This window comes from Bdellovibrionales bacterium (assembly GCA_018266295.1).
Taxonomy (GTDB): domain Bacteria; phylum Bdellovibrionota; class Bdellovibrionia; order Bdellovibrionales; family Bdellovibrionaceae; genus JACMRP01.
On sequence record JAFEAQ010000015.1, the window covers coordinates 132,358 to 156,233 of the forward strand.

23 protein-coding genes are annotated in these 23,876 nt (G+C 46.6%); 16 read left to right on the forward strand and 7 right to left on the reverse strand.

The genetic code is table 11. From position 1 onward, the window contains the following. Positions 1–92: 92 nt before the first annotated feature. Positions 93–1,607: a hypothetical protein gene (locus JSU04_16610; protein ID MBS1971934.1), complete on the reverse strand. Its 1,515-nt coding sequence runs from the start codon at positions 1,605–1,607 to the stop codon at positions 93–95. A 211-nt stretch (positions 1,608–1,818) separates the two neighbouring features. Here JSU04_16610 and JSU04_16615 point away from each other — a divergent pair, with 211 nt between their 5' ends. The 11 genes from JSU04_16615 (at position 1,819) to JSU04_16665 (ending at position 10,902) form a co-directional block, all read left to right on the forward strand. Beyond that, positions 1,819–2,373, forward strand: coding sequence for a DUF177 domain-containing protein (locus tag JSU04_16615; protein ID MBS1971935.1), 555 nt, complete (start codon positions 1,819–1,821; stop codon positions 2,371–2,373). 63 nt (positions 2,374–2,436) lie between these two features. Continuing rightward, complete coding sequence (gene rpmF, locus JSU04_16620) at positions 2,437–2,625, forward strand: 50S ribosomal protein L32 (protein MBS1971936.1); 189 nt, start codon at positions 2,437–2,439, stop codon at positions 2,623–2,625. 22 nt (positions 2,626–2,647) lie between these two features. Next, entirely contained in the window at positions 2,648–3,655 is a 1,008-nt protein-coding gene (locus JSU04_16625) for a ketoacyl-ACP synthase III (protein MBS1971937.1), read from the forward strand. A gap of 4 nt (positions 3,656–3,659) precedes the next feature. Continuing rightward, complete coding sequence (fabD, locus tag JSU04_16630) at positions 3,660–4,631, forward strand: ACP S-malonyltransferase (protein MBS1971938.1); 972 nt, start codon at positions 3,660–3,662, stop codon at positions 4,629–4,631. A 103-nt stretch (positions 4,632–4,734) separates the two neighbouring features. After that, positions 4,735–5,478: a 3-oxoacyl-[acyl-carrier-protein] reductase gene (fabG, locus tag JSU04_16635; GenBank protein ID MBS1971939.1), complete on the forward strand. Its 744-nt coding sequence runs from the start codon at positions 4,735–4,737 to the stop codon at positions 5,476–5,478. Positions 5,479–5,512: 34 nt separating this feature from the next. After that, positions 5,513–5,749, forward strand: coding sequence for an acyl carrier protein (acpP, locus tag JSU04_16640; protein ID MBS1971940.1), 237 nt, complete (start codon positions 5,513–5,515; stop codon positions 5,747–5,749). 7 nt (positions 5,750–5,756) lie between these two features. Then, on the forward strand, positions 5,757–7,022 hold the full coding sequence (gene fabF / locus JSU04_16645; GenBank protein ID MBS1971941.1) for a beta-ketoacyl-ACP synthase II: 1,266 nt from the start codon (positions 5,757–5,759) through the stop codon (positions 7,020–7,022). After that, the gene (locus tag JSU04_16650; GenBank protein MBS1971942.1) at positions 7,022–7,477 is read left to right on the forward strand and encodes an RpiB/LacA/LacB family sugar-phosphate isomerase; all 456 of its coding nucleotides are present in this window, start codon (positions 7,022–7,024) and stop codon (positions 7,475–7,477) included. The genes fabF and JSU04_16650 overlap by 1 nt, the downstream gene beginning before the upstream one ends. A gap of 89 nt (positions 7,478–7,566) precedes the next feature. Then, positions 7,567–8,808 (forward strand): serine hydroxymethyltransferase, encoded by a 1,242-nt coding sequence (locus tag JSU04_16655; protein ID MBS1971943.1) that lies wholly within the window; start codon positions 7,567–7,569, stop codon positions 8,806–8,808. A 206-nt stretch (positions 8,809–9,014) separates the two neighbouring features. Continuing rightward, the gene (locus JSU04_16660; protein ID MBS1971944.1) at positions 9,015–9,623 is read left to right on the forward strand and encodes a M23 family metallopeptidase; all 609 of its coding nucleotides are present in this window, start codon (positions 9,015–9,017) and stop codon (positions 9,621–9,623) included. A gap of 130 nt (positions 9,624–9,753) precedes the next feature. Further along, the gene (locus JSU04_16665) at positions 9,754–10,902 is read left to right on the forward strand and encodes a Crp/Fnr family transcriptional regulator (GenBank protein MBS1971945.1); all 1,149 of its coding nucleotides are present in this window, start codon (positions 9,754–9,756) and stop codon (positions 10,900–10,902) included. A gap of 76 nt (positions 10,903–10,978) precedes the next feature. Here JSU04_16665 and JSU04_16670 read toward each other — a convergent pair whose 3' ends face one another. The 3 genes from JSU04_16670 to JSU04_16680 form a co-directional block, all read right to left on the reverse strand. Further along, on the reverse strand, positions 10,979–11,938 hold the full coding sequence (locus JSU04_16670; GenBank protein ID MBS1971946.1) for a hypothetical protein: 960 nt from the start codon (positions 11,936–11,938) through the stop codon (positions 10,979–10,981). A gap of 179 nt (positions 11,939–12,117) precedes the next feature. Then, positions 12,118–12,762 carry a DedA family protein gene (locus tag JSU04_16675; protein ID MBS1971947.1) on the reverse strand — a complete coding sequence of 215 codons (645 nt, stop codon included), beginning with the start codon at positions 12,760–12,762 and terminating at the stop codon, positions 12,118–12,120. Between the two features lie 128 nt (positions 12,763–12,890). Next, entirely contained in the window at positions 12,891–13,448 is a 558-nt protein-coding gene (locus JSU04_16680; protein ID MBS1971948.1) for a hypothetical protein, read from the reverse strand. Between the two features lie 305 nt (positions 13,449–13,753). Here JSU04_16680 and JSU04_16685 point away from each other — a divergent pair, with 305 nt between their 5' ends. Then, a complete protein-coding gene (locus JSU04_16685; GenBank protein ID MBS1971949.1) occupies positions 13,754–14,896 on the forward strand; it encodes a patatin-like phospholipase family protein in 1,143 nt (380 codons plus the stop codon). 102 nt (positions 14,897–14,998) lie between these two features. Continuing rightward, positions 14,999–15,787 (forward strand): ABC transporter substrate-binding protein, encoded by a 789-nt coding sequence (locus tag JSU04_16690; GenBank protein ID MBS1971950.1) that lies wholly within the window; start codon positions 14,999–15,001, stop codon positions 15,785–15,787. Positions 15,788–15,795: 8 nt separating this feature from the next. Here JSU04_16690 and JSU04_16695 read toward each other — a convergent pair whose 3' ends face one another. Next, the gene (locus JSU04_16695; protein ID MBS1971951.1) at positions 15,796–17,685 is read right to left on the reverse strand and encodes a potassium transporter Kup; all 1,890 of its coding nucleotides are present in this window, start codon (positions 17,683–17,685) and stop codon (positions 15,796–15,798) included. Further along, positions 17,685–18,266, reverse strand: a complete 582-nt coding sequence (locus JSU04_16700; GenBank protein ID MBS1971952.1) for an NAD(P)H-dependent oxidoreductase — start codon at positions 18,264–18,266, stop codon at positions 17,685–17,687. Before JSU04_16700 ends, JSU04_16695 begins: the two co-directional genes overlap by 1 nt. 87 nt (positions 18,267–18,353) lie before the next feature. On the opposite strand from JSU04_16700, the gene JSU04_16705 reads away from it, so the two are divergent. Next, complete coding sequence (locus tag JSU04_16705) at positions 18,354–19,046, forward strand: PilZ domain-containing protein (protein MBS1971953.1); 693 nt, start codon at positions 18,354–18,356, stop codon at positions 19,044–19,046. On the opposite strand, the gene JSU04_16710 is transcribed toward JSU04_16705, so the two are convergent. Continuing rightward, entirely contained in the window at positions 19,039–19,782 is a 744-nt protein-coding gene (locus tag JSU04_16710) for a hypothetical protein (protein ID MBS1971954.1), read from the reverse strand. The two genes, JSU04_16705 and JSU04_16710, sit on opposite strands and share 8 nt — an antisense overlap. 35 nt (positions 19,783–19,817) lie before the next feature. On the opposite strand from JSU04_16710, the gene JSU04_16715 reads away from it, so the two are divergent. Together JSU04_16715 and JSU04_16720 are read left to right on the forward strand one after the other, a co-directional pair. Beyond that, positions 19,818–20,822: a TIGR01212 family radical SAM protein gene (locus tag JSU04_16715; GenBank protein ID MBS1971955.1), complete on the forward strand. Its 1,005-nt coding sequence runs from the start codon at positions 19,818–19,820 to the stop codon at positions 20,820–20,822. 611 nt (positions 20,823–21,433) lie between these two features. Continuing rightward, on the forward strand, positions 21,434–23,860 hold the full coding sequence (locus JSU04_16720) for a ribonucleoside-diphosphate reductase subunit alpha (GenBank protein MBS1971956.1): 2,427 nt from the start codon (positions 21,434–21,436) through the stop codon (positions 23,858–23,860). Positions 23,861–23,876 lie beyond the last annotated feature (16 nt).

The window sequence follows — 23,876 nt, forward strand, 5'->3', positions numbered from 1 at the left end:
TGAGTCTTTCAAAAAGACAAAGACAGATGCATCTTCTTGGTAAATTACACCACAAGAAGAAATGCCGAAAAATTATTCTTAGCTCAGTAATATTAATCGATTCGCAGGCTTTCCCAGAGCAGATAGTGCAAGCCCGAGCGAGTGGCAAATCTTTGCAAGGCTTCGGTCGGCGCTTCGCCACGCTTTATCGATTCGAGTGCAATCTTGCGTGCCTCTTCAAGTTTCGGCAAAAACTCAGGACGTTCAATAAAGAGTGGATCCTTATCCCAATTATGTAACAGTAAACCAAGAGCTTCATTTTTCGAGCCCTCAAGCTTTCCACCGGTAGGATCTTTTTTTAAATCCGCAATGGGTTCATAGTAAATGCGATCAACGAGCTTTGTTCCAGAATTGTCAGAAAGAACTGACTTCACGGTGCTGTCTTTTAAGCCATAATCGCCGATCAACATACGCGTTTGTACGGACCGTAAGAAATCACCTAAATGCTTTTGATTATGCGATGGAGCTAAATCACGAAGTTCCATGCCCCAAAGTAAAGTCTCACCATCATAGACTTTACCGGCACGCATTCCGACGAGTCCTGATTTTTCAGCGATTTTATCTTCGAGAGGATTCTTTAAAAATTTAAGCATCTTGTCTTTACCTTTAAAGAAGTTTCTTGCCCAGAGCTTCAAGCGCTCTTTCAAAGTTCCTTCTTCGCGGATCTTTTGATCGACGGCCTTTTGCTTTTCAGCTTTTAAATAGCGGCCCAAATTTAAAAAATAATTATCTAGACGAACCAGATCGGCTTTCTCAAGCAGCGGCATATTAATATAACTATAGTCACCACTGGTTGCAGTGAGTTCCTCAACCGAGTGACCACGAGTCACACGCAAGAGTTGCGCATGCAAGCTCACGCGGCGATACAAATCCATCAATTTAAACGCCATCATTTCAGGATTTTCAGCCAATGCCTCTAAAGGAATGGGCGCAACCACATGCTGATGCACACTAGAAGCATAACCAACAAGAGACTTCTGTAAGCGCGTCGAGGTCACAAGGTTCTTATCGGCGCCATCTGGGCGTCGGACGTGAATTTCAAAGCCAAGATTATCAACCATGCCTTTTGGTCCCGAAAATTCAATTTTCGTGTTAGCAAAAAGATCCTGAGATTTAAAAACATGTTTTCCCGCAGGGTAAGAGCGGCCCATAAATTCAGACGGTTCCTTGAAAACCAACTCAATCTGATCGCGATAAATCAAACCTTGTACGTTGCGATCTTGAAAGAAGTTTTGCTTGCGCTGCTTTGTCGAATAAAGAATCAGACTCTCTTTTTCTTTTTGCGTGAGTAGATCCCAAGAAAGACTCTCGACCGCTTCCCCTGGAAACGACTCTTTGATTTGCTTTAAAAGCGCCGGAGGCACGGCTGCCTCACCCAGAGGACTGATAACCGGGCCTATTGTTCCGTCAGAGGTTGTGAACATGCGATCCGCAATCGCACCACTGATCTCGATTTCAACAGCACTGTCACGCAGAGGAACCGAGGTAAAAGCGTTCTCGCAGCGGAGCCCGGCCCAGGAGGTGGCACTGACAAACAAAGTACTCAATAGAAATAGGCTTGTTTTCATAGCTTAAAGCTATTTCAAAGAATGGGCCCTTTATCTCGAATATAAGCCTTCTTAAGGCCCGCTCCACAAGCGCCTGACGAAAAGGGCTTTACACTCTGGAGTTTAGCCAACAATGCGGCCTCTCAAAATGAGACAGCGGGCCTCATTCGGCACTTGCCTTTTTAACGCCACCCGGCTAAGTTGGGTCCCTTTCGACCTCACGGAGGTTCTTATGAAAATCAATCTGACTGAAATCCCTGAAGAGGGAAAACAATTCGTATGCACTCCACAAACGGGCGAGTTGAACTCGGTTTTAAAAGACCTCATCGGTGACCGTGCTTATCACACTGAATTTTTTATACGCCCACTAAACTCTAAAGACTTTGAACTCACTGGGACCGTTAAAACAGAGCTTCCTGAAGAATGCTCTCGCTGCGGCCTTGATTTCTGCCTGAAGGTCACACCAAGTCTGAGCGCCATCCTTATTCCGCGACAATCCGACGACCGCACGGGTAAATATGCTAAAGTGAACCATATTTCTGAAGCCATCGAAAATGGCCCTGCAACGGCGGAATACGACGGTATGGTCTTCGATATGGGCGAATATGTGCACGAAGCTGTGGCAATTGCCGCGCCTTTTAATCCAGCAGGACCTGAGGATGAAAAGGGCGATTGCACAGTCTGCGGAATCCACGTAAAAGGCCGTAGCTTTGGTTATGACGAGGAAATGCCTGCCGAAAAGCCGGAATCCCCGTTTGCAGCCCTTAAAAATATTAAGTTGAATTAAGGTTGATTTTTATCGACTTTTGGTTAAATTACCAACCTTTGTAACACTTTAAAGAGGTAGACAATGCCAACTCCTAAAAAGAAAACTTCCCGCGCTCGTCGCGATCAACGCCGCTCTCATGATGGTATCTCTGCTCCTGCAGTAGCTATTGAAAAGAAAACGGGAGAACTTGTACGTCCTCACCGTGCTCACAAAGCTTCTGACGGTGCTTACTACTACAAAGGTAAGCAAATCAGCGCAGCTAAAGCTTAATTCTTAGGACGAGGATTAATCCATGGCTGGTATTTACAGATCTCGCGTAGCTGGAACAGGTTCCTATTTGCCACCCGGCATTCTTACGAATGCCGACTTGGAAAAAATGGTGGAAACCAACGATCAATGGATCGTTGAACGTACCGGGATCAAACGCCGCCACATGGCTTCTGATCGTCCTGAAGATTATCAGTCCTGCTCGGACTTAAGCTTGATCGCTTCTGAACAAGCTCTCAAAGACGCGGGTCTCACCGCGCAAGATCTCGACGCTATCATTGTTTGTACTGTTTCTGGTGACCAGGTCATGCCGAGCACGGCCTGCGTACTTCAGCACAAACTCGGCGCTCGCAATATCATGGCCTTCGATCTTTCTGCTGCCTGTTCTGGTTTCGTCTATGGTTTGTCCGTAGCCGATCAGTTCATCCGTACCGGCGTTTACAAGCATGTGCTTGTTGTAGGTGCCGAAGTCCTTCATCGCTTTGTAAACTATCAAGACCGCGAAACTTGCATCCTCTTTGGTGATGGTGCCGGTGCGTGGGTTCTATCTCGCACATCCACTGAAGACAGAAACGTGATCATGAGTTCTCACTTGCACGCTGATGGCGGCTTGGGTGATCTCTTCGTTTTGCCTGCTGGTGGTTCAAAAATTCCGTTCTCTGCTGAAGTTCTCGAGAACAAAGGCCAGTACGTGAAAATGAAGGGCCGCGAGATTTTCAAAAATGCTGTTCGTACGATGAGCCACTGCTGCCAAGAAGCTTTGGATGCAAATCATATGACGGCAGATCAAGTCGATTGGCTAATTCCACATCAAGCCAACAACCGTATCATTGAAGCAATTGCTGATTACTATGAGTTCCCGAAAGAAAAAGTGGTCGTGAGCGTTCACGAAACTGGGAATACATCAGCAGCATCTATTCCTTTGGCCTTCCAAATGGCAAAAGAAGACGGCCGTGTTAAACGAGGACAAACAATTCTCCTCACCGCTTTCGGAGCTGGTCTCACGAGCGGCAGCCTTTTAATGAGGTACTAATTTTATGATGACTCTTTTATTTCCTGGTCAAGGCAGTCAACAGCCTGGAATGGGCCGTTTTTTATTCGATAACTTCAAAGTCGCTAAAGAAACTTTCGAAGAAGCCAGCGAAGCCCTGTCGCAAGACATGAAAAAGCTCTGCTTCGATGGTTCTGAAGCGGATCTCGCACTGACTGAAAACACACAACCTGCGTTGTTAGTCACTTCGACGGCAACTCAAAGAGTTTTGAAATCAGAATATCATATCAAAGTTGCAGCTGGCGCTGGCCACTCCATCGGCGAATATGCCGCTCTTGTTGCCGCAAACGTGATTGATTTCATGCCGGCAATGAAAGCAGTTCGCACTCGCGGTCAAGCGATGCAATCCGCAGTTCCTGTAGGCCAAGGCGGAATGATCGCGACTCTGGGTTTAGAACCAGATCAGGCGAAATTCCTTTGTGAGTTTGTGGTGAAAAATTCAGGTCACGGACCGTTGTCACCTGCCAACTTCAATAGCCCAGGCCAAATCGTATTGAGCGGCTCAATGAAAGCGATTGAATGGTTAAAGGCGAATTTCAAACCAGAAATTTTCCCGGAGCCACCAAAGCGCGCAAAGCTCATTCCTTTGAATGTTTCAGCTCCATTCCACTGTGAAATGATGCTTCCAGCCGAGAAAAAGATGCGTGAAGTGCTCACCGCCATGGAGTTTAGAGCGCCTTCTTTCAAGATCGTTCAAAACTTTACTGCTAACTTTGAAAGCACTCCTGAGACACTTCGAGAAAACTTAATTCGCCAGGTTTCTGCACCGGTTCGTTGGACTGAAAGCATGGAGCTTTTAAAGGCACAAAACCTCACTAAATGTGTTGAGTGCGGCGCTGGCAAGGTTGTTGCGGGTCTTCTTAAGAAAATCGACAGCGAAGCCTTCACCGTGTTTAATACGAACTCCTTAGAAGATCTTAAATTGATTGAGGAATTTCTGAAAGCTTCGAGTCATTAAAAGTCCTTGATGTAGGGAATTCTTTCGGTCAAAGTGTGTTGCAAATAACACAAGAAAAGCTCAAGTTTTTAGTATTTTAGTTTAGTTACTGTTAGGGAATTTTATGAAAGCTCTGCAAGGAAAAAAAATCATCGTCACAGGTGGCAGCCGCGGTATCGGCGCGTCCATTGTAAAGCTCCTTGCTGAATCAGGCGCTCAAGTCTGCTTCACATACTCTTCGCGCGAAGAAGCGGCGGCTGAAGTGGCTAAAACTCTTCCTGGCGAAGGTCATTTCTATTTAAAACTCGACGTCGCAAACGAAGAGAGCGTCAACCAAGCCATGGAACAAATCACTGCAAAGTGGTCTGAAATCGACGGTCTTGTGAACAACGCCGGTATTACCAAAGATCAACTTCTCCTTCGCATGAAGACGGAAGACTTCGATGCTGTGATGAATACCAACCTTCGCGGCACTTTCCTTATGACGAAAGCTCTGAGCAAAATCATGATGAAGGCCCGCAAAGGCTCGATTGTAAATATCACGAGCGTGATTGGCCAAACCGGCAATGCAGGTCAAGCAAACTATGCGGCCTCTAAAGCTGGCACTGAAGCTTTCAGCAAGTCTGTAGCTTTAGAACTTGCTTCAAGAAATGTTCGTGTAAACTGCGTAGCACCAGGTTTTATCGCTACGGAAATGACCCATGTGTTGTCTGAAGATGCGAAGACAAAAATCATGGATAAAATCCCTATGAGCTCCATCGGCGAAGGCGTTGATGTGGCAAATGCAGTTAAGTTTTTATTAAGTGAAGAATCAAAATATATTACAGGCCATACCGTGAATGTGAACGGTGGCTTGTTCATGAGTTAATTTTAAAAAAGTTGAATTTTACCAGGAGGACATAATGGAAATTCACCCAAAGGTTAAAGATATCATCGTTGAACAACTTGGCGTAGACCCTGAGAAAGTTAAAGCAGAAGCTTCTTTCATCGACGATTTGGGTGCGGACAGCCTTGATATCGTTGAGCTTGTTATGGCGATGGAAGAAGAGTTTGATCTCGAAATCCCAGATGAAGATGCTGAGAAGCTCAAAACAGTTCAAGACGTAGCTTCTTACCTTCAGAAAAAAGGAAAAGCGTAGGCGCATTATGAATCCTCGATTTGAACGCCCGGCAAAGGCGCAAAAACGTGTAGTAGTAACTGGTGTTGGCGCTGTGACTCCTCTCGGCCTCTCTATTCAAGAGAGCTGGGATAATGCGAAAGCAGGAAAGTCCGGTATTGCCAAGATCACTCGTTTCGATACCACAGGTTATGACGTCTCCATCGCGGGTGAAGTCAAAGGTTTCAATCCAGATCTTTACATCGATAAAAAAGAGCAAAAGAAAATGGATACCTTTATTCACTACTCCATGGCCTCTACAAAGATGGCCTTAGAGATGGCGAAGCTTCAAATCGATGATACTCTGGCTCCCCGTGCAGGCTGCATTATCGGCGTCGGCATGGGCGGTCTCCCAGGTATCGAGGAGCAGCATACGAAGTGTGTAGAACGTGGACCTGGTCGTATCAGCCCGTTCTTCATTCCGATGGTGATTACGAACTTGGCGGCGGGCCAAGTCAGTATCGCTCACAATCTGAAAGGCCCTAACTACTCTGTCACTTCTGCCTGTGCTTCCGGCGTTCACTCTATCGGTGAAGCGGTGAACTACATCCGCAATGGCTGGATGGACGTGATGGTGGCTGGCGGCGCTGAATCCACTGTTTGCCCTATGGCGATCGGCGGTTTCGCAGCGATGCGCGCTCTTTCTACTCGCAACGACGCTCCTGAAAAAGCGAGCCGTCCATGGGACAAAGACCGTGACGGATTTGTGCTTGCTGAAGGTGCGGCGATTTTGATTTTGGAATCTCTTGAACACGCTGAAAAGCGCGGCGCGAACATCCTCTGTGAAATCACAGGTTATGGCGTTTCTGCCGATGCTTATCACATGACTTCTCCGGCTCCAGAGGGTGCTGGTGGTTATGCAGCGATGCAAATGGCTTTGATGGACTCTGGTCTTCAAGCTTCTGACATCACATACGTGAATGCGCACGGAACCAGCACTCCAGTGGGTGACGGTCTCGAATCTGCGGCAATTACAAAATTAATGGGCGCTCATGCTAAAGACGTTTGGGTTTCCTCGACGAAGAGCATGATGGGTCACGCTTTGGGTGCGGCTGGCGCGATTGAAAGTGCTTTCTGCGTTATGGCGATCAAAGACCAAGTGGTACCGCCGACAATCAACTTGGAAAACCCAAGTGAAGACTGCAAGTTGGACTATGTTCCTAATGAAGCACGTCGCGGTAACATCAAAAATGTGATGAACAACAGTTTTGGCTTTGGTGGAACCAACGCCTGTCTGTTACTCTCTAAAACATGATGAAAAAGATCCTAGTTGCTTCAGACCATGCTGGCTTTGATCTGAAGCAAAAGTTCATAAAGGACAATCCCCAGCTTCCTTGGGAAGACCTGGGACCTTTCGACACTCAGTCTGTCGACTATCCTGATTATGCTAAAAAACTTTGTGAAAAGCTGATTGCTGCCACAGGCTCATTGCCTGTGACGGAAGATGCTTTCAAAGCCGAAGTTTGCGGAGTTCTCATCTGTGGCTCTGGTCAAGGCATGGCGATCAAAGCAAACAAATACCCACAAATTCGCGCAGCTCTTTGCTGGAACGAAGACGTCGCAAGACTCTCTCGTCAGCATAATAACGCCAATGTACTATGCGTAGGCTCACGTGCTGTGGACGCGGCAACGGCGCAGAAAATTCTGATGGCGTACTTGGAAGCTTCTTTTGAGGGCGGACGCCACTCACAAAGAGTTGCCAAGATCTAAGAGATATTTTCTAATAGAGAGCAATTAATAAATAACTGGGATCAGTCCAGTTACGGGCCTCCAGCCCTCACTTCCTTCGCGGAGCGACTATGTCTTTTCTAAATCAAGCAGATCCAGAAATTTCTAAACTTATTTCTCAAGAGCAAGATCGCCAAGAATATGGTCTTGAAATGATCGCTTCTGAAAACTACACCTCGCAAGCCGTGATGGAAGCCCAAGGCTCTTGCCTCACGAATAAGTACGCTGAAGGCTATCCGAACAAACGCTACTATGGCGGTTGCCACTTTGTTGATTTGATCGAAGCACAAGCCATTGAGCGCGCAAAAAAACTTTTTGGTGTTGAAGCTGCCAACGTTCAACCACACTCAGGCTCACAAGCTAATATGGGTGTTTATCTTGCGGCTATGAAGGCTGGCGACACTGTTTTAGGTATGGACCTCTCTCACGGCGGTCACCTTACTCACGGCTCGCCGGTGAACTTTAGCGGCTTCTTATTTCACGCGACTTCTTACAAGCTTGATCCTGCGACCGAGCGTTTGAATTATGATACAATTTTAAAAACCGCGCGCGAAGTAAAACCAAAATTGATCATTGCGGGGTACAGCGCGTATCCACGCGTTTTAGATTTTGCGAAGTTTAAAGAAATCGCTGACGATGTCGGCGCTCAGTTGATGGTGGATATGGCTCACTTTGCGGGGCTCGTGGCAACAGGCGCTCATCCAACTCCCGTTGGCTACGCTGATTACATCACGACAACCACGCACAAAACTTTGCGCGGCCCTCGTGGTGGTATGATTTTGTGCTCTGAAGAAAAATTAAAGTCGATCAATTCAAAAATCTTCCCAGGCATTCAAGGTGGTCCGCTGGAGCATGTGATTGCCGGTAAAGCTGTTGCTTTCGGCGAAGCTCTGAAACCAGATTTCAAAAAATACATCGACAATGTTGTGACGAATGCTAAGACATTGGCCGAAGCGTTGATGTCGGAAGGCTTCAAGCTCGTGACTGGCGGAACAGATAATCACTTGATGTTGATTGATCTCAGCGACCGCGAGATCACTGGAAAGTTGGCGGAAGCTTCTTTGGATGAAGCCGGAATTACCGTGAACAAAAACACAGTTCCGAATGAAAAACGCTCTCCGTTTGTGACAAGCGGCATTCGCATCGGCACTCCAGCACTCACAACACGTGGAATGAATGCTTCTGACATGAAGCAAATTGCAAAATGGATCGGGCAAGTTTTGAATAATCCAGAAGACGCTGCACTTAAAACTCGCATCAAAAATGATGTGAAAACAATGTGCACGAAGTACCCAATTTATAAATCTCTCTAAGAGATTTTCACTCTGAAACAAAGTGTGGAAGCGAGAGTTTTTCCTCTAGAAACACTCTCAAATCCGCACCTAGACTGATCTTCAGACCTAAAAACTAATGTCTAGAAATGAGTTCTCTTCTCCGTTCTATTTTGCAACCGCCTTTGAGCGTCAATTTTAGGGCTTTTACTTTTGGAGAATGTCCCGATATGGGGTATAGTTTACCTATGTCGACACAGAACGTCTTAAAACTCACACTGGCTTTTCTCGCGCTTACGATTTTCGGATCATGCTCGACTTTTGACACTCCTGTTTCTCGCTCACTCGAGACTTCTTCTTTGAGTACGCCTGATTTCCGAGCAGACAATAAAAACCTGGAAGACGTTAAAAAGATTCAATTTGCTGACAAAACAGATTTGTTTGATTGGCCTGTGGATGATGCTCGGTTAACTCGTGGATTCTTACCTAAAAAGCGCCGTCCTCATTTGGGAATCGACCTCGCAGCAAAGCGTGGGACTCCGATTCTTGCCGCTCAGGGCGGCTTAGTGATCTATACCGGCCGTGAGTTCCGTGGTTATGGCAAAATGGTTTTGATTGAATCTGGCAAAGGCTGGGCGACTCTTTACGCTCATATGGATAAAATTCTTGTTCAAGAAGGTCAGAAAATCTCTCAAGGTCAAATGATCGGAGCCATGGGCCGCACAGGTCGCGCCACGGGCGTTCATTTGCATTTTGAAATCCGCAAGGACCGTGGACCGATTGATCCATTGCCACTTTTGCCAAATGGACACAAAGTGGCGGCTTATCTCAAGGGCCGCGATCTCAGTCGTAACTGAATCTTAACAAAGTCCTTCGATCTCTAATTAAGACAGCAGAACTAGACTTTTGTGAGAGCATTCCGCTTTCAGAAAGCAGCGATTTTTTCCGATAGGAAATACTGAAAGATTTAGTTTTCAGGAGCTTATCATGTCGCTTAGAACTCTTAAAAAGGGCGAAACCCTCTATACTGAGGGTGAGAAAATTACCAACGTGTATCTTATCCAGTCCGGCGCAATTAACTTGTGCCTGACCCGCAATAAGAAAAACACAGATATGTTCCAAGTGGGTTCCACTCAGATTTTAGGCGAGCAAGTCATCATCGGCCAAGGTACTCACACGACCTCGGCGATTGCCACGACCGAAACCAAGGTTCTCGAAATCCCCGCTGACGCATTTAAAGCTCAATACGAAGCCGGTCAGCAGATGTTTAAGATTATCATCAAGAGTCTGACAGAGCGTCTTAAAACGGCGACGGCTGAGGTTAAATCCAATCGCATGGAAAAAGATGCGGCACCTTGTCCTGAAGACCAAGTCGCAAAAGCTTTTGGCGTCGCCTTTCACACCGCAAATCATAAAGGCGAAAAGAAAGAAGGCCGGACCATCATCGACTGGGGTCTTTTCCGCCAGTACTCTCAGCGCGTGTTTGGCGAATCTCTGAAGCGCCTTGAGGGCACCGTGAACCTTCTCGTAAAATTGAAATTGGCGATGTATGAAATGGGTAAAGATCCAGATGACCCTGAAGGTCCAGAGATGATCCAAAAGGTTCACTTCTTTGATCTTCAAGCCATTGAGAACTTTTTTGAGTTCTATCAGTACTACTATTTCAAAGGTGGCAAATCAGAAGTTCTTAAAATTGAAGACACCGTTTTAAACATCTTAGGAGGCCTTATTGCGTGCACTGAGGGCCAGCCGCTCGACCGCTTTGGCGTTGTCAGCGTTGAGTTCCCTAAGGTCGTTGAGCACTTTAAAAACGAACTCGGCATGAACTTTACTCCGGACACTCTCACTCGTCTGGAAAATAAAGGCCTCTTCACCAAACGCCGCACGAATTCCAATAACGACGTGCAGTTGCAGTTTGAGCTCAAAGAATTCACCGGTTTCTTTAAGAACTGGCGCATTCTCCGTGAAGTCGATAAGTGGAATGAAAAAGGTTTCGTGGATCCATCTGAACCAGAAAAGAAGCCCGTTAAGAAGGCCTCCAGCGGCCCGAGCTGCCCGTCTTGCAGCGCCAGCGTCACTACAGATCAAAAGTTCTGTGGCGAATGCGGTCACAAGCTCGAAGCCAAAGCGGCTTAATACAAACGCAGATCTAGAAATAAAAAAAGGAGCCTAGTGGCTCCTTTTTTTATTTATTCATGTCAGTAAAAGCTTATTAGTAAGCCATTACAACAGTCATCACGTAACTCAAGTTCGCTTCGTCATATGTTGAAGCGACTTTCATGTTTGAACCGTCACGTGGCAAAGTTACTGCGTAGTCGATTTCTGGATTCAAGACAAACTTGCCGCCATTGAAAGCAAAGCTTGCACCAAGGTTTGACAAGAATTGCTCTTTTGCCAATGCAAAGTTCGATTTTGTCTTCCAGTCATGTCTTGCGCCTACGTTGAGGTAGTAAGAAATATTGTCGTTCACGTTGTAGTACAAAGTACCGTAGTGGATCAAAGTCGTCTTAGCGAAGTAAGGAACTGTTTGACCATCCAAATCCATTGTTCCTTCTGTAGGAATCAAAGATTGGCGTGGATTGAGGTAGTAAGAAACCGCCCATTGAGGAGTCAAAGTCCAAACCAACTCAGCATCCATTCTCAAGATACCGTTGTTTTGAGTTTTGTAGTCCGTTGCAGTTACTGGAACGTAGTACCAGAACAAAGCGCTGATAGGATCCGACTTCGCAACACCTTTAAATGTGTGGCCGTAAGTCAAAACAGGGTAAGACATGTCTGCGCTATTTACTGCTTTGTTTTTCTCAGCATTTTCAGGATTGTGACTTGCAGTGAAGTATTGTTTGAAACCGATGCTGTTTTCTTTATCGAGCTTGTAACCCATGCCGATGTAGTTTGTTGTATCAACAGCTTTGTCTTTGCGATTTGAGTAGTTCAATTCACTACTTCCAAGTTCCGCCTGAACAACAGCAGACAATGACCATTTTTTAGTATCGGCAGCAGCAGCTGGAGCTGTTGTCGTTGTAGTGCCTGTCGCGTTTGTTACGGCAACTTGTGAGCCGGCAGCGGGAGCGGATGCTGTGGCAGTTGAAGATGCTGCTGCATTATTATTGTCTTGAGCGTGTGCAGCAGTTGCAAGGGTCGCTAGAGCGGCGATTGCAAAAATTCTTTTCATTATATTTCCCCTTTTTTAGAACTCTGGACTTCCTTTGCCGATCTGAGTTTTGCAACTCTCGCCGACTCCCCTTGTCTCAGCAGTCATAGTGTTTTAATCCTGGTTCCAAATTGAACCCACTGGACTAAGTTGCAATGACAGTGCCAAAGTTCGGCACTGTTTGCAAGAGCAAATATTTTCTAAATACGTGAATTAAAGCGCTGTCTTAACGCAGTTATGAGCATTGGTAGAAAAGAGACACCAATCACGGTAAAAATTACTACATGGAAGTTACTTTTGACACTTGGGAGGTTGCCAAAATAGAAACCGGCCCCCAAAAAAGTGGTCATCCACAGTAAAGAACCTACAACGCTGAAGGTAAAAAATTTACTAAAACTCATGCGTCCAACCCCCGCCACGAAAGGCACGAAGGTTCTAAAGATCGGCATGAAACGCGCCAGCAGCACTGTTTTTCCGCCGTGGTCACGATAGAACTCTTGGGTTTGTTCGAGGTATTTTGGATTCAAAAAGAGCGACTTTTCTTTGTTAAAAACCTTCGGTCCCAAAAAGCGCCCGATCTGATAGTTCGTATTGTCTCCGAGAATGGCCGCTGCCACCAGCAACACCCACAGAGTTGTGATGCTCAGACCGCTACTTTCGATGCTCGCCAGGGCTCCGGCCGCAAACAACAAAGAGTCTCCCGGTAAGAACGGTGTCACTACGAGGCCCGTTTCAGCAAAGATAATTAAGAAAAGAATCACGTAAATCAGTGTCCCATAAGCCGCGGACAACTGAGCCAAGTGAACATCCAAGTGCATAAAGATATCAATAATGTTTGCTAGCATAGTATCCCCAGACTAGGGGGGATCTTTAGGATTAGCAAGCCGAGAGGCAATAAAAAAGGCCCTTCGGGGGAAAAGGGCCTTTGAGGGGTCTAAGCTTAGGGAAACTATCTTTTAATTACTGGCTTTAGCTACTGAACAACTGCTTGGTCGAAGGTGTTAATGATGTCTTGGATCGACATGAATTCATTGGCACCCAAAGACATTGCCATATCACGATTTGAGTTTGCATTCGTGTAATAGAAGTACTTTCTCATCGCCATTTGCTTGATACGTTGGTTACCGCGAGAAATCTCGATCACCAAGTAGTAAGGGCTGCAAGTTTCAGAACCACACACGCCGCTAACTTGAAAAGTGGCACCGTCGAAGGTCGCTGAAGTCGAAGACACTTGACCGATTTGATAGTGAGTTGTGTTGATCTGATAGTTTTTGCTATTTACACTGATTGTAGAAGTCACTGACAAACCACCGCCGCTTTGAACTGGCTGTTGGATTCCCATAATATCTACTGTGTAACCAGCCGCTGCGGCCGCTGCATCTGCATTCGCAGCCTGCTGACCATTTACGATCGGAGCGCCGGCACCATTTTTTCTCGCAGCAAATTCATTATCTCTTTTCGCACAAGCAGAGAGAGCGACAGCTGCAGCTAAGATATAAAGATAAACTTTTGCATTCTTCATGAAACCCATGGAAAACTCCTGGTTAAATAATCGTCTTCACAGTCCTAGAGAGCAAAAGCCAAACCATCACGTGCCACCCGAAAAACGCCCGATAAGCCACTGATTTTAGACGAGAATTAAACCTCGTCTCAAAACGAAACTCAGTCCCCTCAGATCCACTGAAGACCGGCGACGACATTTTAGGCCCACTTTCGTTTAGAGTCTGGACATCCTAAAAGCCTTTGTCTCAAATTGAGATTGCCGGTTAAACTAGAATAAACACCGCCATGACGGCGGACGCATGGACTGTGATTGACTCAATTAGGAAGAATGAGATGAGTTCAAAACTAAATAAAGGTTTGGTTCTTTCCGGAGGCGGCGCCCGTGGCGCTTATCAAGTAGGGGTTCTTTCAGCGATCGCGGATATCGCTCAATCTGCCGGCATCAAAGAAGCCTTTAACATCTACACCGGAGTCAGCGCCGGCGCAATTAACGCCACATTCATGGCCGCCGGAGCCGATGACTTCGTCGGCACGACTAAAAACCTTGTGAATCTATGGAGCCGCCTTGAAAGCGAACGCGTTTTCTATTCTGACATTGGCTCCATCGGAAAAATTGGTTTTAACTGGGTAAAATCAGTCTCGATTGGCGGCATGACTTCAGCGACCCCGGGGCAAGCGCTGCTCGACACAGCTCCCCTGCATCAACTTCTCAAAAAAGAACTGCCGTTTACTAAAATCCAAAACAACATCGATAATGGCGTTTTAAAAGCTCTTGCGATTACGGCGATGGATTATCAGGCCTCAACGGCCATTACTTTCGTGCAAGGTGAAGAGGGACTGCCGGATTGGCAAAAAAGCCGCCGCCGCAGCGAAAAGACCCACATTCAATCCGAACATGTCATGGCCTCTTCAGCGATCCCACTGCTCTTCCCGCCTATTGGTGTGGACACACGTTACTTCGGTGACGGCTGCGTGAGAAACACGGCTCCTTGTAGTCCGAGTATTTATCTGGGTTCACAAAAAATTCTCGTGATCGGCGTGCGCCGCTCAACACAAACCGTGTATGAGTCTCTGGTGATGAAGAACGCAAAGGCCCCAAGCATCGGACGCGTCCTCAACGTGCTTTTAAATTCGGTAATGCTTGACGGGGTTGAGCTTGATGTCGAGAGACTCGGCAGAATCAACTCACTGATTGATGAAATCCCGCCGGCGGTTCACTCCAATTTGCCGTACAAGAAAGTCGACGTCGTTTGGGTTTCACCTTCGGCTGACATCGGTGAAATCGCTGCGCAAAAGAATATGAAACTGCCCCACATCATTCGCTACATGCTGAAGGGCTTAGGCAGTATTCAAGAAACGAGTGAGATCGTAAGTTATTTGCTATTTGATCCTTCTTTCTGCACTCAACTCATCGAGATCGGCTACGAAGATGGAATGAGACAAAAAGAAGAGATTCAAAAATTTCTGGAATCTTAGAGGAACATCGAACACAATTTGCAGCACTAATTTGCGGGTTTCAGCTTTTCCTGCCGATAAGACATCTTAGAATAGGCTATAACTGACCATCCAGCTGAAACCATGAATACTTTTTTGAATGTTGTCACCTCCACCTTCCTGCTCGCCAGCCCTTCGTTGAGTCTGGCCACCGAGAGCACTCAAAAAGCTCCCAGCGTGGTCCGCGTGGGTGCTGTAGAGTTCCCTCCTTACATTCATATCGAGTCCGGCGGCAAAGTCACAGGCTTGCTTGAAACGCTTTTAAACTTCATGAACAAGGAACAGAGCCAATACATCTTTCAAGCAATTCCAATTTCGGCGATGAGACGTCACGGCGACTTTAAAAATGGCGATTACAACTTAAGCTTCTTCGACAATATCGACTGGGGCTGGGACAAAAATACCGTTGATATTTCTAACGTCTATATGCGCGGGAAAGAAGTTTACATCGCAAAACGAAAGCCCGATCGCACGGATTCTTACTTTAATGACCTCTCCGGCAAATCCATGATCGGCATTCTGGGCTATCACTATGGTTTTGCCAATTACAATGCGGACCCGGCATTCCTTCGCAAGAAATACAATATGCAGCTTTCAAACAGCAACGAAGGCAGTATCAAGATGATTCTTTTCGATCGTGGCGACATCGCCGTGGTCTCTGATATATATTTGAATAGTTATTTAAAAAAACACCCGGAAGACAAGGCAAAGCTCTTGATTTCAAACAAGACTGATCAGCAGTACTCACACACAGTCATCGTCAGAAAAAATACCCACCCCACTGTTCAGGAGATCAATCTTCTCCTGAACAAGTTTCAACAATCTAAAGAATTTAAAGAGATTATCAGTCTCAATCCCAACGAAGCCCCTTAACAGGACTCTTAGATTTCAACCTGAATGCCCACTTCGATCACCTGATTCGGCGGGATCTTAAAGAAGGCCGTTGGCCGTTGGGCATTTTTCGACATGATCGCAAAGATCTTTTCACGCCATAAGCTCATGCCCGGGATCGTACTTGGCAAGATGGTCTCACGCCCCAGCACAAACGTCGTCTCTGTCACATTAAAGTGAATATCACGCTGACGGCAGGCTTCGAGGATGTGTTTCATCTTCGGCGTTTCCATGAAGCCGTAATAAACGATAATGCGGTAGAGATTCGGAATGATTTCCTGAATAACAACGCGTTCTTTCTTCGGCACAAATGGCTCGTCCTTCGTTTGAATCGTCAGGATCGCCACACGCTCGTGCAGAACTTTATTGTGTTTCAGATTGTGCAACAAAGGCACCGGAATCCCGGAAGGATCCCCGGCCATGTAAATGGCTGTTCCTGTTACACGTAAAGGTGGCGTACGAAGAATCATCTGACAGAACACTTCGATGGAAACCGAACGTTCTTTCAAACGGGCATACAAAATCTTACGTCCCTTATGCCATGTCACCATCAGCATATAAATGACCAACGCCATGACAAGCGGCACCCAGCCACCATGAGTGATCTTCATGATGTTTGCGCCGAAGAATGCCATATCAAAAATGAAAAGAAGTCCGAATACTAAAATCGCCCGACCAAAACCCCAGTTCCAACGGCGAATTGCAACTTCATAGGCAAGAAGTGTCGTGATCACCATCGTCCCCGTGACCGCAATACCGTATGCCGCCGCCAAGTTGCTCGAGGATTTAAATGTTAATACCAGCCAGATCACGCCGACAAAAAGAGCCCAATTCACAAATGGCACGTAGATCTGACCGATCTCGCGGCTTGAGGTGTGCACCGTTGAAAGACGCGGACAGAAACCCAATTGCACTGCCTGACGAGTGAGCGAGAAAATCCCCGAAACCAACGCTTGAGAAGCAATGACAGTTGCCATCGTCGCAAGAATCACCATCGGAGCCAGCGCCCACTTCGGAGCCAGCATATAGAATGGATTTGAAATGGCTTCAGGATTTGTGAGCAACAAAGCCCCTTGTCCAAAGTAATTAAGCACGAGTGCCGGTAACGCCACCAGAAACCACGCAAGACGAATTGGCTGACGGCCAAAGTGACCCATATCTGCGTAAAGGGCCTCACCACCGGTAATCACAAGGACGACAGAACCGAGAACAACAAAACCGTGAACTCCATGGCGCATAAAGAATTCAACCGCATGAAGAGGATTCACAGCCTCAAGCACCGCCGGATTTTCTGTGATTCCATGCAAACCTAAAACGCCAAGAACCGTAAACCAGATCAGCAAAATAGGGCCAAAGATCACACCGATTCTGCCGGTACCAAATCTCTGCATGAGAAAGAACGCATTCAGAATAAAAATTGTCAGCGGAATAACATAAGGCTCAAAGGCCGGAGTCAGGTAATACAAACCTTCGACCGCAGAAAGAACCGAGATCGCCGGCGTAATCACACCATCACCATACAGAAGAGCGGCACCAAAAAGACCGAGCGTGATAATCGCAATTTTTCGGATGGGGTGTTCTTTAGTTTCACTGCTCGACGCCAGGGCCATAAGCGAAAGAATTCCGCCCTCTCCTTTATTGTCAGCTTTCATCACCACAGCCATGTACTTAAAGCAAATAGCGATAATAATCGTCCAGAAAATCAACGACAGAACGCCGATGATGTTGTCTGGAATTAACGGAATGGCATGTTCTTCAGCGAAGCATTCGCGAAGAGCGTACAACGGGCTTGTACCGATATCTCCGAACACCACGCCAATGGCGCCAAGAGCCAGCATCCAAATATTTCTAGAATGTTTATTATGAGCCGAGGGTTGCATTATTTTGCAGCTTTTTGCGCCAAATGGCTATTGGCATCGAGTTTTGCATCTTTGAGCGCTTTACAGAATTTTTGAAAACCCAGGACTTGAACTTTCAAAAGATCCTGCATCATCGGATCCGTGAGGGCGCCGTCTTTCATTACCTTATGCACATTCATCAAGAACACGCGTTGAGGATAGATAAAAGCATTTCTATAGCCGAAAACCTGCTGCAGATGTTCGACGGGTCTCATGCCGCCGAACATTCCACCAAGTCCAACGAACGCCACGGGACGGAATTCAAAAGAGTCAGGAAACTTCATATGATCAATATAGTATTTTAAAATGCCCGGCATCGAACCATTGTACTCTGGGCAAACCACGATCAAACCGTCAGAATGAACAACCTTGTTGATTTCAGCTTGCAAGCCGCTGGGCTGATTGGAACCATAATGAGGTCCTGTTGCCAGTTCGCTGCGGATTTCACGCATATCGATCAAACCGACTTCTTCACCCGCCTCTTTGTACAAGGCTTGGATGTACTTTGAAATTTTCATCGTGTTAGAGTCCGCGCGATCAGTTCCGGAAATCACATACTTCATAAACAAATTTGTCCTTTAACCTGATTTGACAATAATCTTCTCGTTAGTTCTAATAATCAAGAAGGAACTCATAAGCGGGGGATGTTCTTGGATCAAAAAAGATGGTTTTTGCTACTAGAAGGACAGGTTACTGGGCCTTACGCGGATCAAGAGATTGAAAATCGCATTGACAAGGCCAAGGAGCCTCTCATTTGGGGGCGTGGGCAGTCGGAATGGCTCGGGCCCGAGAAGTGGCGCTTGGCAGTGAAAGCGATTCTTGCGCAACAAGCTCTTGAGCAACAAAACTCCCGTCAATGGAAGATGAGCGTCGATGGCAAAGAGCTCACGCCGATGAACATGGAAGAGCTCATTGAACACCTCAAAGACTATACAGATCTCTCGCCAGTGCGGGTATGGACGGAAGGCTTTGACGACTGGAAAGAGGTCTTTCAGGTCCGCAAAATCATGGATGAGCTCGGCATTAGCCGCCGCAGTCACCCCCGTGTTCCGATCATGGGAAGCCTTAAAGGCACTGCAAGTGTCGGCGATCTCAATGCAAAAATCATTTCGATCAGCGAAGGGGGCGTCGGCGTGAATAGCGCCAAAGGACTGCAGATCGGCGAACAGTTCCATGCGGTTCTTTCAAGCCCCAATCTTTTTGTGAGCATCAATTGCAATATGGAAGTGGTTTACGTGAGTGCCGATGGCTATGCCGGCATGCGCTTTTTAGGACTGCCAAGCGAAGCCCGCTCCGCGATCATTGAGTACGTGAAAAAGTTCCAGCAAGTCGCAACTAAATAGGGCCTTGCAACGCCCCTTTAAAGGCCATTGTGGAGTTGCGCTTGCCTTTAAAACCTTCGTGGGTTTGCACTTCAAAGGACGCCGCCGTCAAGGCTCGCTTTAAAGTTCCGCGGCTTGCGTAAGTTGAAACCACCGCATCTGCACTGGTTGATTTATTTAGAAAATCAACCAGGAATTCCTCAGTCCAGAGGTCCGGAGTGGTCTTCGCGCTAAAGGCATCAAACAAAAGACAGTGGGCTTTTGCCAAAAACTCAGAATCTGCAACAAGCGGCCCCTGAAGACTCCAGGAATTTTCTGTGAGCTTACTCGCCAGTAATTTTTTGAGATCTTTCGAGTTCAAAGTCGTGTCTTTTAAAACATACTTTAACACTTGATCGTACACAGAGCTAATTTCAGAGTTCACTTCCCCCTCAATCAACCACTGCTTTAAGTAGTCTCTGAGCTCAGGAACGAGCTCAAAGCTCTCGAGAGTAAAGTTGAAGTTTTGCTTTAAGAGTGCTTCCCTAGCGATGGTCATTTCGACATAACCAAGACCTAAACCCACTGATAGAAAGTGAGGTTTAGGAATCACCTCAAAAGATTTGCGAATCACCCGTCCGTAGATAAGCTCGGTCTCTTCAGCGGCCCCGCCGGAGTGGTGCATGCACTCACCAGGCATAAGACGGAGGGTTGGACTCCCGTCCCCCGTAATTTCTACTTCAAATCCTATAGCCGACCAAGTTTGGGGCGTATTCATTGCTTTTTTGATCCTTCATCCCTATAAGTGAGCCCATGGAAAGAGGCTGGAACGGCTTACCGTATAACACAATTGCTGAGCACTATTCAAAGCGCTTTGGGGAAAAGGTCTACAAGATCCCCGTGAGCGTCGTGGATGACTGCCCAAACCGTCGCGGCTTGAAGGGTATGCAGACCTGCGTGTTTTGCGATGTGTGGGGCTCAGCAGCCCGTTCTGAGTCTTTAACCATGGAACTCCGAGCGCAGATCGACAAGTATCACGCACATATTTCTAAGAAGTATAAAGCCAAAAGCTTCCTCGTCTATTTCCAGGCCTATACCAATACTTTCACCAAGCTCACGGGCCTGCGAGCGAATTTTGAAACCGCGCTGTCTTATGACTATGTGAAAGGCTTTGTCGTCGGCACACGCCCAGATTGCCTTTCTAAAGGGGTTTTGGATCTTTGGCAGGAATTCCATCAGAAATCTTTTGTCGCCGTCGAATTGGGCGTTCAGAGCTTCTTTAACGATCAACTGGAGTTCATGCGCCGGGGGCACACTGCGGAAGCTTCGATTGAAGCCGTTCATAAGATTGCAGATAGCACAGACGTGGATCTGGGAATTCATCTGATTTTTGGAAATCCCGGCGAAACAGACGAACAAATCATTCAGACGGCCGAGATTGTGAATAAGCTTCCAATCACGAATGTGAAACTTCATAACCTGCACGTTTTGAAAAACACGCCCCTTGAGGAAATGCACGCCCGCGGCGAGTTCACGCCGATCGAAAGAGATGTGTATTCGAACCGTGTGAAACTGTTTTTACAGCATTTAGCTCCGCACATCGCCCTTCATAGGCTTGCAGCCTATTCTTCGCGCTGGGATGAACTCATCGCTCCTCAGTGGACAACGGATAAAATGGGCACGCACCAATACATTATCGATAGTTTGCGCAAAGATCAGGCACATCAAAGTCAGTTGTTCGTTGCCACAGATCCCGAAACCCAGACCTTGATCGAGCAGCTCCGCGAAAAAAGTTTACCGGATTCACGGGAACACTAGGGGTAGATTTAAGATCATGACAGATTGCTATATCTAGACCTTGCGTTAATCCGTTGTTTTTCCGTCCTTTCAACTCTTTAGATCACTTTCCGCTATGAGATATGCAAAAAAAAGTAGCTCTTTTCGGCCTGACAGACATGTCAAGAAGATCAAATTTAGTGCTTAAATGATAAGCAGCGCTAGAAATATTTTGTAAAATTTTTCCTATTTAAGTTTGACTCCATTTCAAAAAATGAAGATCCTTCAAGTGCGAGGAAGATCGGCCATATGGATATGGCCACTCTGACGAACCCCTAGATCTAGTGGTTCCCCGGCAAAAGCGAAAAGCTTCGGGGTGCGATGAAAGTCTAGGAGTTAAAAGAGCAATTCTAACTGTTAACAGAAACGTAAACAGGAGGATCCGATTGGAAGAAGCTCTCTTTCTCTGTCGCTAAACTGATGGCGCCCTATTGATGAAAGTCAATTTCGGTGGCAGCGGCAAACAGTGACTAAAGACAACTAGCAAACACTATTAATTTAGATAAAACATCGTTCGGTTTTTACGGAGGGGTAAGAACTGAAGCGGGATTTTTTTCGCCTGGAAACAGGTCATCCATTGAGGGGACGTTATTATGCTGAATCAGGAGTCCAACGGACAGGGCTATCAATCTGACACTACACCACACATGATGCGCGTAAAGAAACGTGACGGAACTCTTGAGCCCGTTGACGTGACTAAGATCGTTGAGCGCGTTACTCGCTGCTGCCAGGGCTTGGCACAGGTTGACCCACTCCGCGTAGCTACAAAGGCTATCAGCGGTCTTTATGATGGCGCCTCTACTAAGGAACTCGATAACCTTTGCATTCAAACAGCAAGTCTTTTGATCGGTGAAGAGCCAGAATATTCTCGTTTGGCGGCCCGTCTTCTTTCTACATATATTGATGAAGAAGTTCGTTCACAAAAAATCGGTTCTTTTGCCGATGCTGTGAACCAAGGCTTTGATAAAGGTCTGATGTCTGAATCTTTGCACAAGTTCGTTGAGGCGAATAAAGCGGCTTTGTGCGCGGCGATTGAGCCTTACCGCACAGACCGTTTCGAATACTTCGGTCTTCGCACGGTTTATGACCGTTATCTTTTGAAAAACCCGACAACTCGCCAAGTGATTGAGACTCCTCAGTACTTCTTTATGCGCGTGGCTTGTGGTCTTGCGCAAAACGTCGACGAAGCGATCGAATTCTATCGCTTGATCTCTTCTCACGATTACATGGCGTCAACTCCGACATTATTCAACTCTGGAACTCTTCGTCCGCAGATGTCTTCTTGCTATTTGCTCGACTCTCCAGACGATGACTTGCGCGCAATCTATGACAAATACACAGATATCGCTCTTCTTTCTAAATTTGCCGGCGGTATCGGCGTGGCTTTCCACCGCATTCGTTCCCGCGGTTCCCTTATTAAGGGCACAAACGGTCACTCTAACGGGATCATTCCTTGGTTGAAAACTATGGATTCTTCCGTTGCAGCTGTGAACCAAGGCGGCAAACGTAAAGGGGCGGCCTGCGTGTACTTGGAAACTTGGCATGCGGACATCGAGGAGTTCCTCGAAATGCGTGACAACACCGGTGATGAAGCAAAACGCACTCATAACTTGAACTTGGCAAACTGGGTTCCAGATTTGTTCATGAAGCGTGTTGAAACAGACGGCATGTGGTCTTTGTTTGACCCACGTGTAGTTCCTCACTTCACAGATATCTACGGTGATGCTTTCGAAAAAGAATACATCGCAGCCGAAGAAAAGAAAATGTACGTAAAACAAATCAAAGCTCGTGATTTGTACTCTCGTATGATGAAGACCTTGGCGCAAACTGGCAATGGCTGGATGACTTGGAAGGATGCTTCTAATCTGAAAGCCAACCAAGTGGGCCAACCTCAGAACGTGATCCATCTTTCAAATCTCTGCACAGAGATCTTGGAAGTGACTTCTAATAAAGAAACAGCGGTGTGTAACTTGGGTTCTGTGAACTTGGGCCGCCACATCATCAACGGCGAGTTCGATTTCGAAAAATTGGCTAAAACTGTTCGCACAGCTGTGAAGTACTTGGATCGCGTTGTTGATATCAACTTCTACCCTATTGAGACTGCTAAAAACAGCAATCACAAATGGCGTCCAGTGGGTTTGGGCATCATGGGCCTTCAGGATGCATTCTTCCAATTGAAGCTGCCTTTTGATTCTGACAAAGCTCGCGAATTGTCTGCGCGCATTCAAGAAGAGATCTACTACAATGCGATGGTAGCTTCTTGCGAACTCGCTGAAAAGCATGGTCCTCACGGCGCTTACGAGGAAACTCGTGCGGCTCAAGGATTCTTGCAATACGACCTTTGGGGTGTGACTCCAAGTCAGCCTGAGCGTTTTGTGAAATTGAAAGAACGTATCAAAAAGTTTGGCTTGAGAAATTCTCTTGTTATTGCGATTGCTCCAACAGCAACGATTGCTTCTATCGTTGGTTGCTACGAAGCCACTGAGCCGCAAGTAAGTAATCTCTTTAAACGTGAAACTTTGTCTGGCGAGTTCATGCAAATTAATCGCTACTTGGTTTCTGATTTGAAAGCGATGAACCTTTGGAACGAAGACATCCGTAACGAAATCAAAATGATGGATGGTTCGATCCAGGACGTGGCCGCAATTCCGCCGCAATTGAAAGAGATCTACAGAACTGTTTGGGAAATCCCAATGAAAGCGTTGATCGACATGGGTGCGGATCGGGGTGCTTACATCGACCAATCTCAGTCTTTGAACCTCTTCATGGAAAGCCCAACCATCGGCAAGCTTTCTAGCATGTACATGTACGCATGGAAAAAAGGTCTGAAAACGACTTACTACCTCCGTTCACGTCCAGCAACAAGCATTGCTAAGACGACTGTGAAGAAAACAACTGCGAGTGGCTCAACGATCACGGAAACTACGATCGTCGAAGCAGCTCCAAAGAAAGAATACTCTGACGCTGAAGTGATCGCATGTTCTCTGGAAAACCCAGAAGCCTGCGAAGCTTGCCAGTAATCCGCAGACGCGGAGG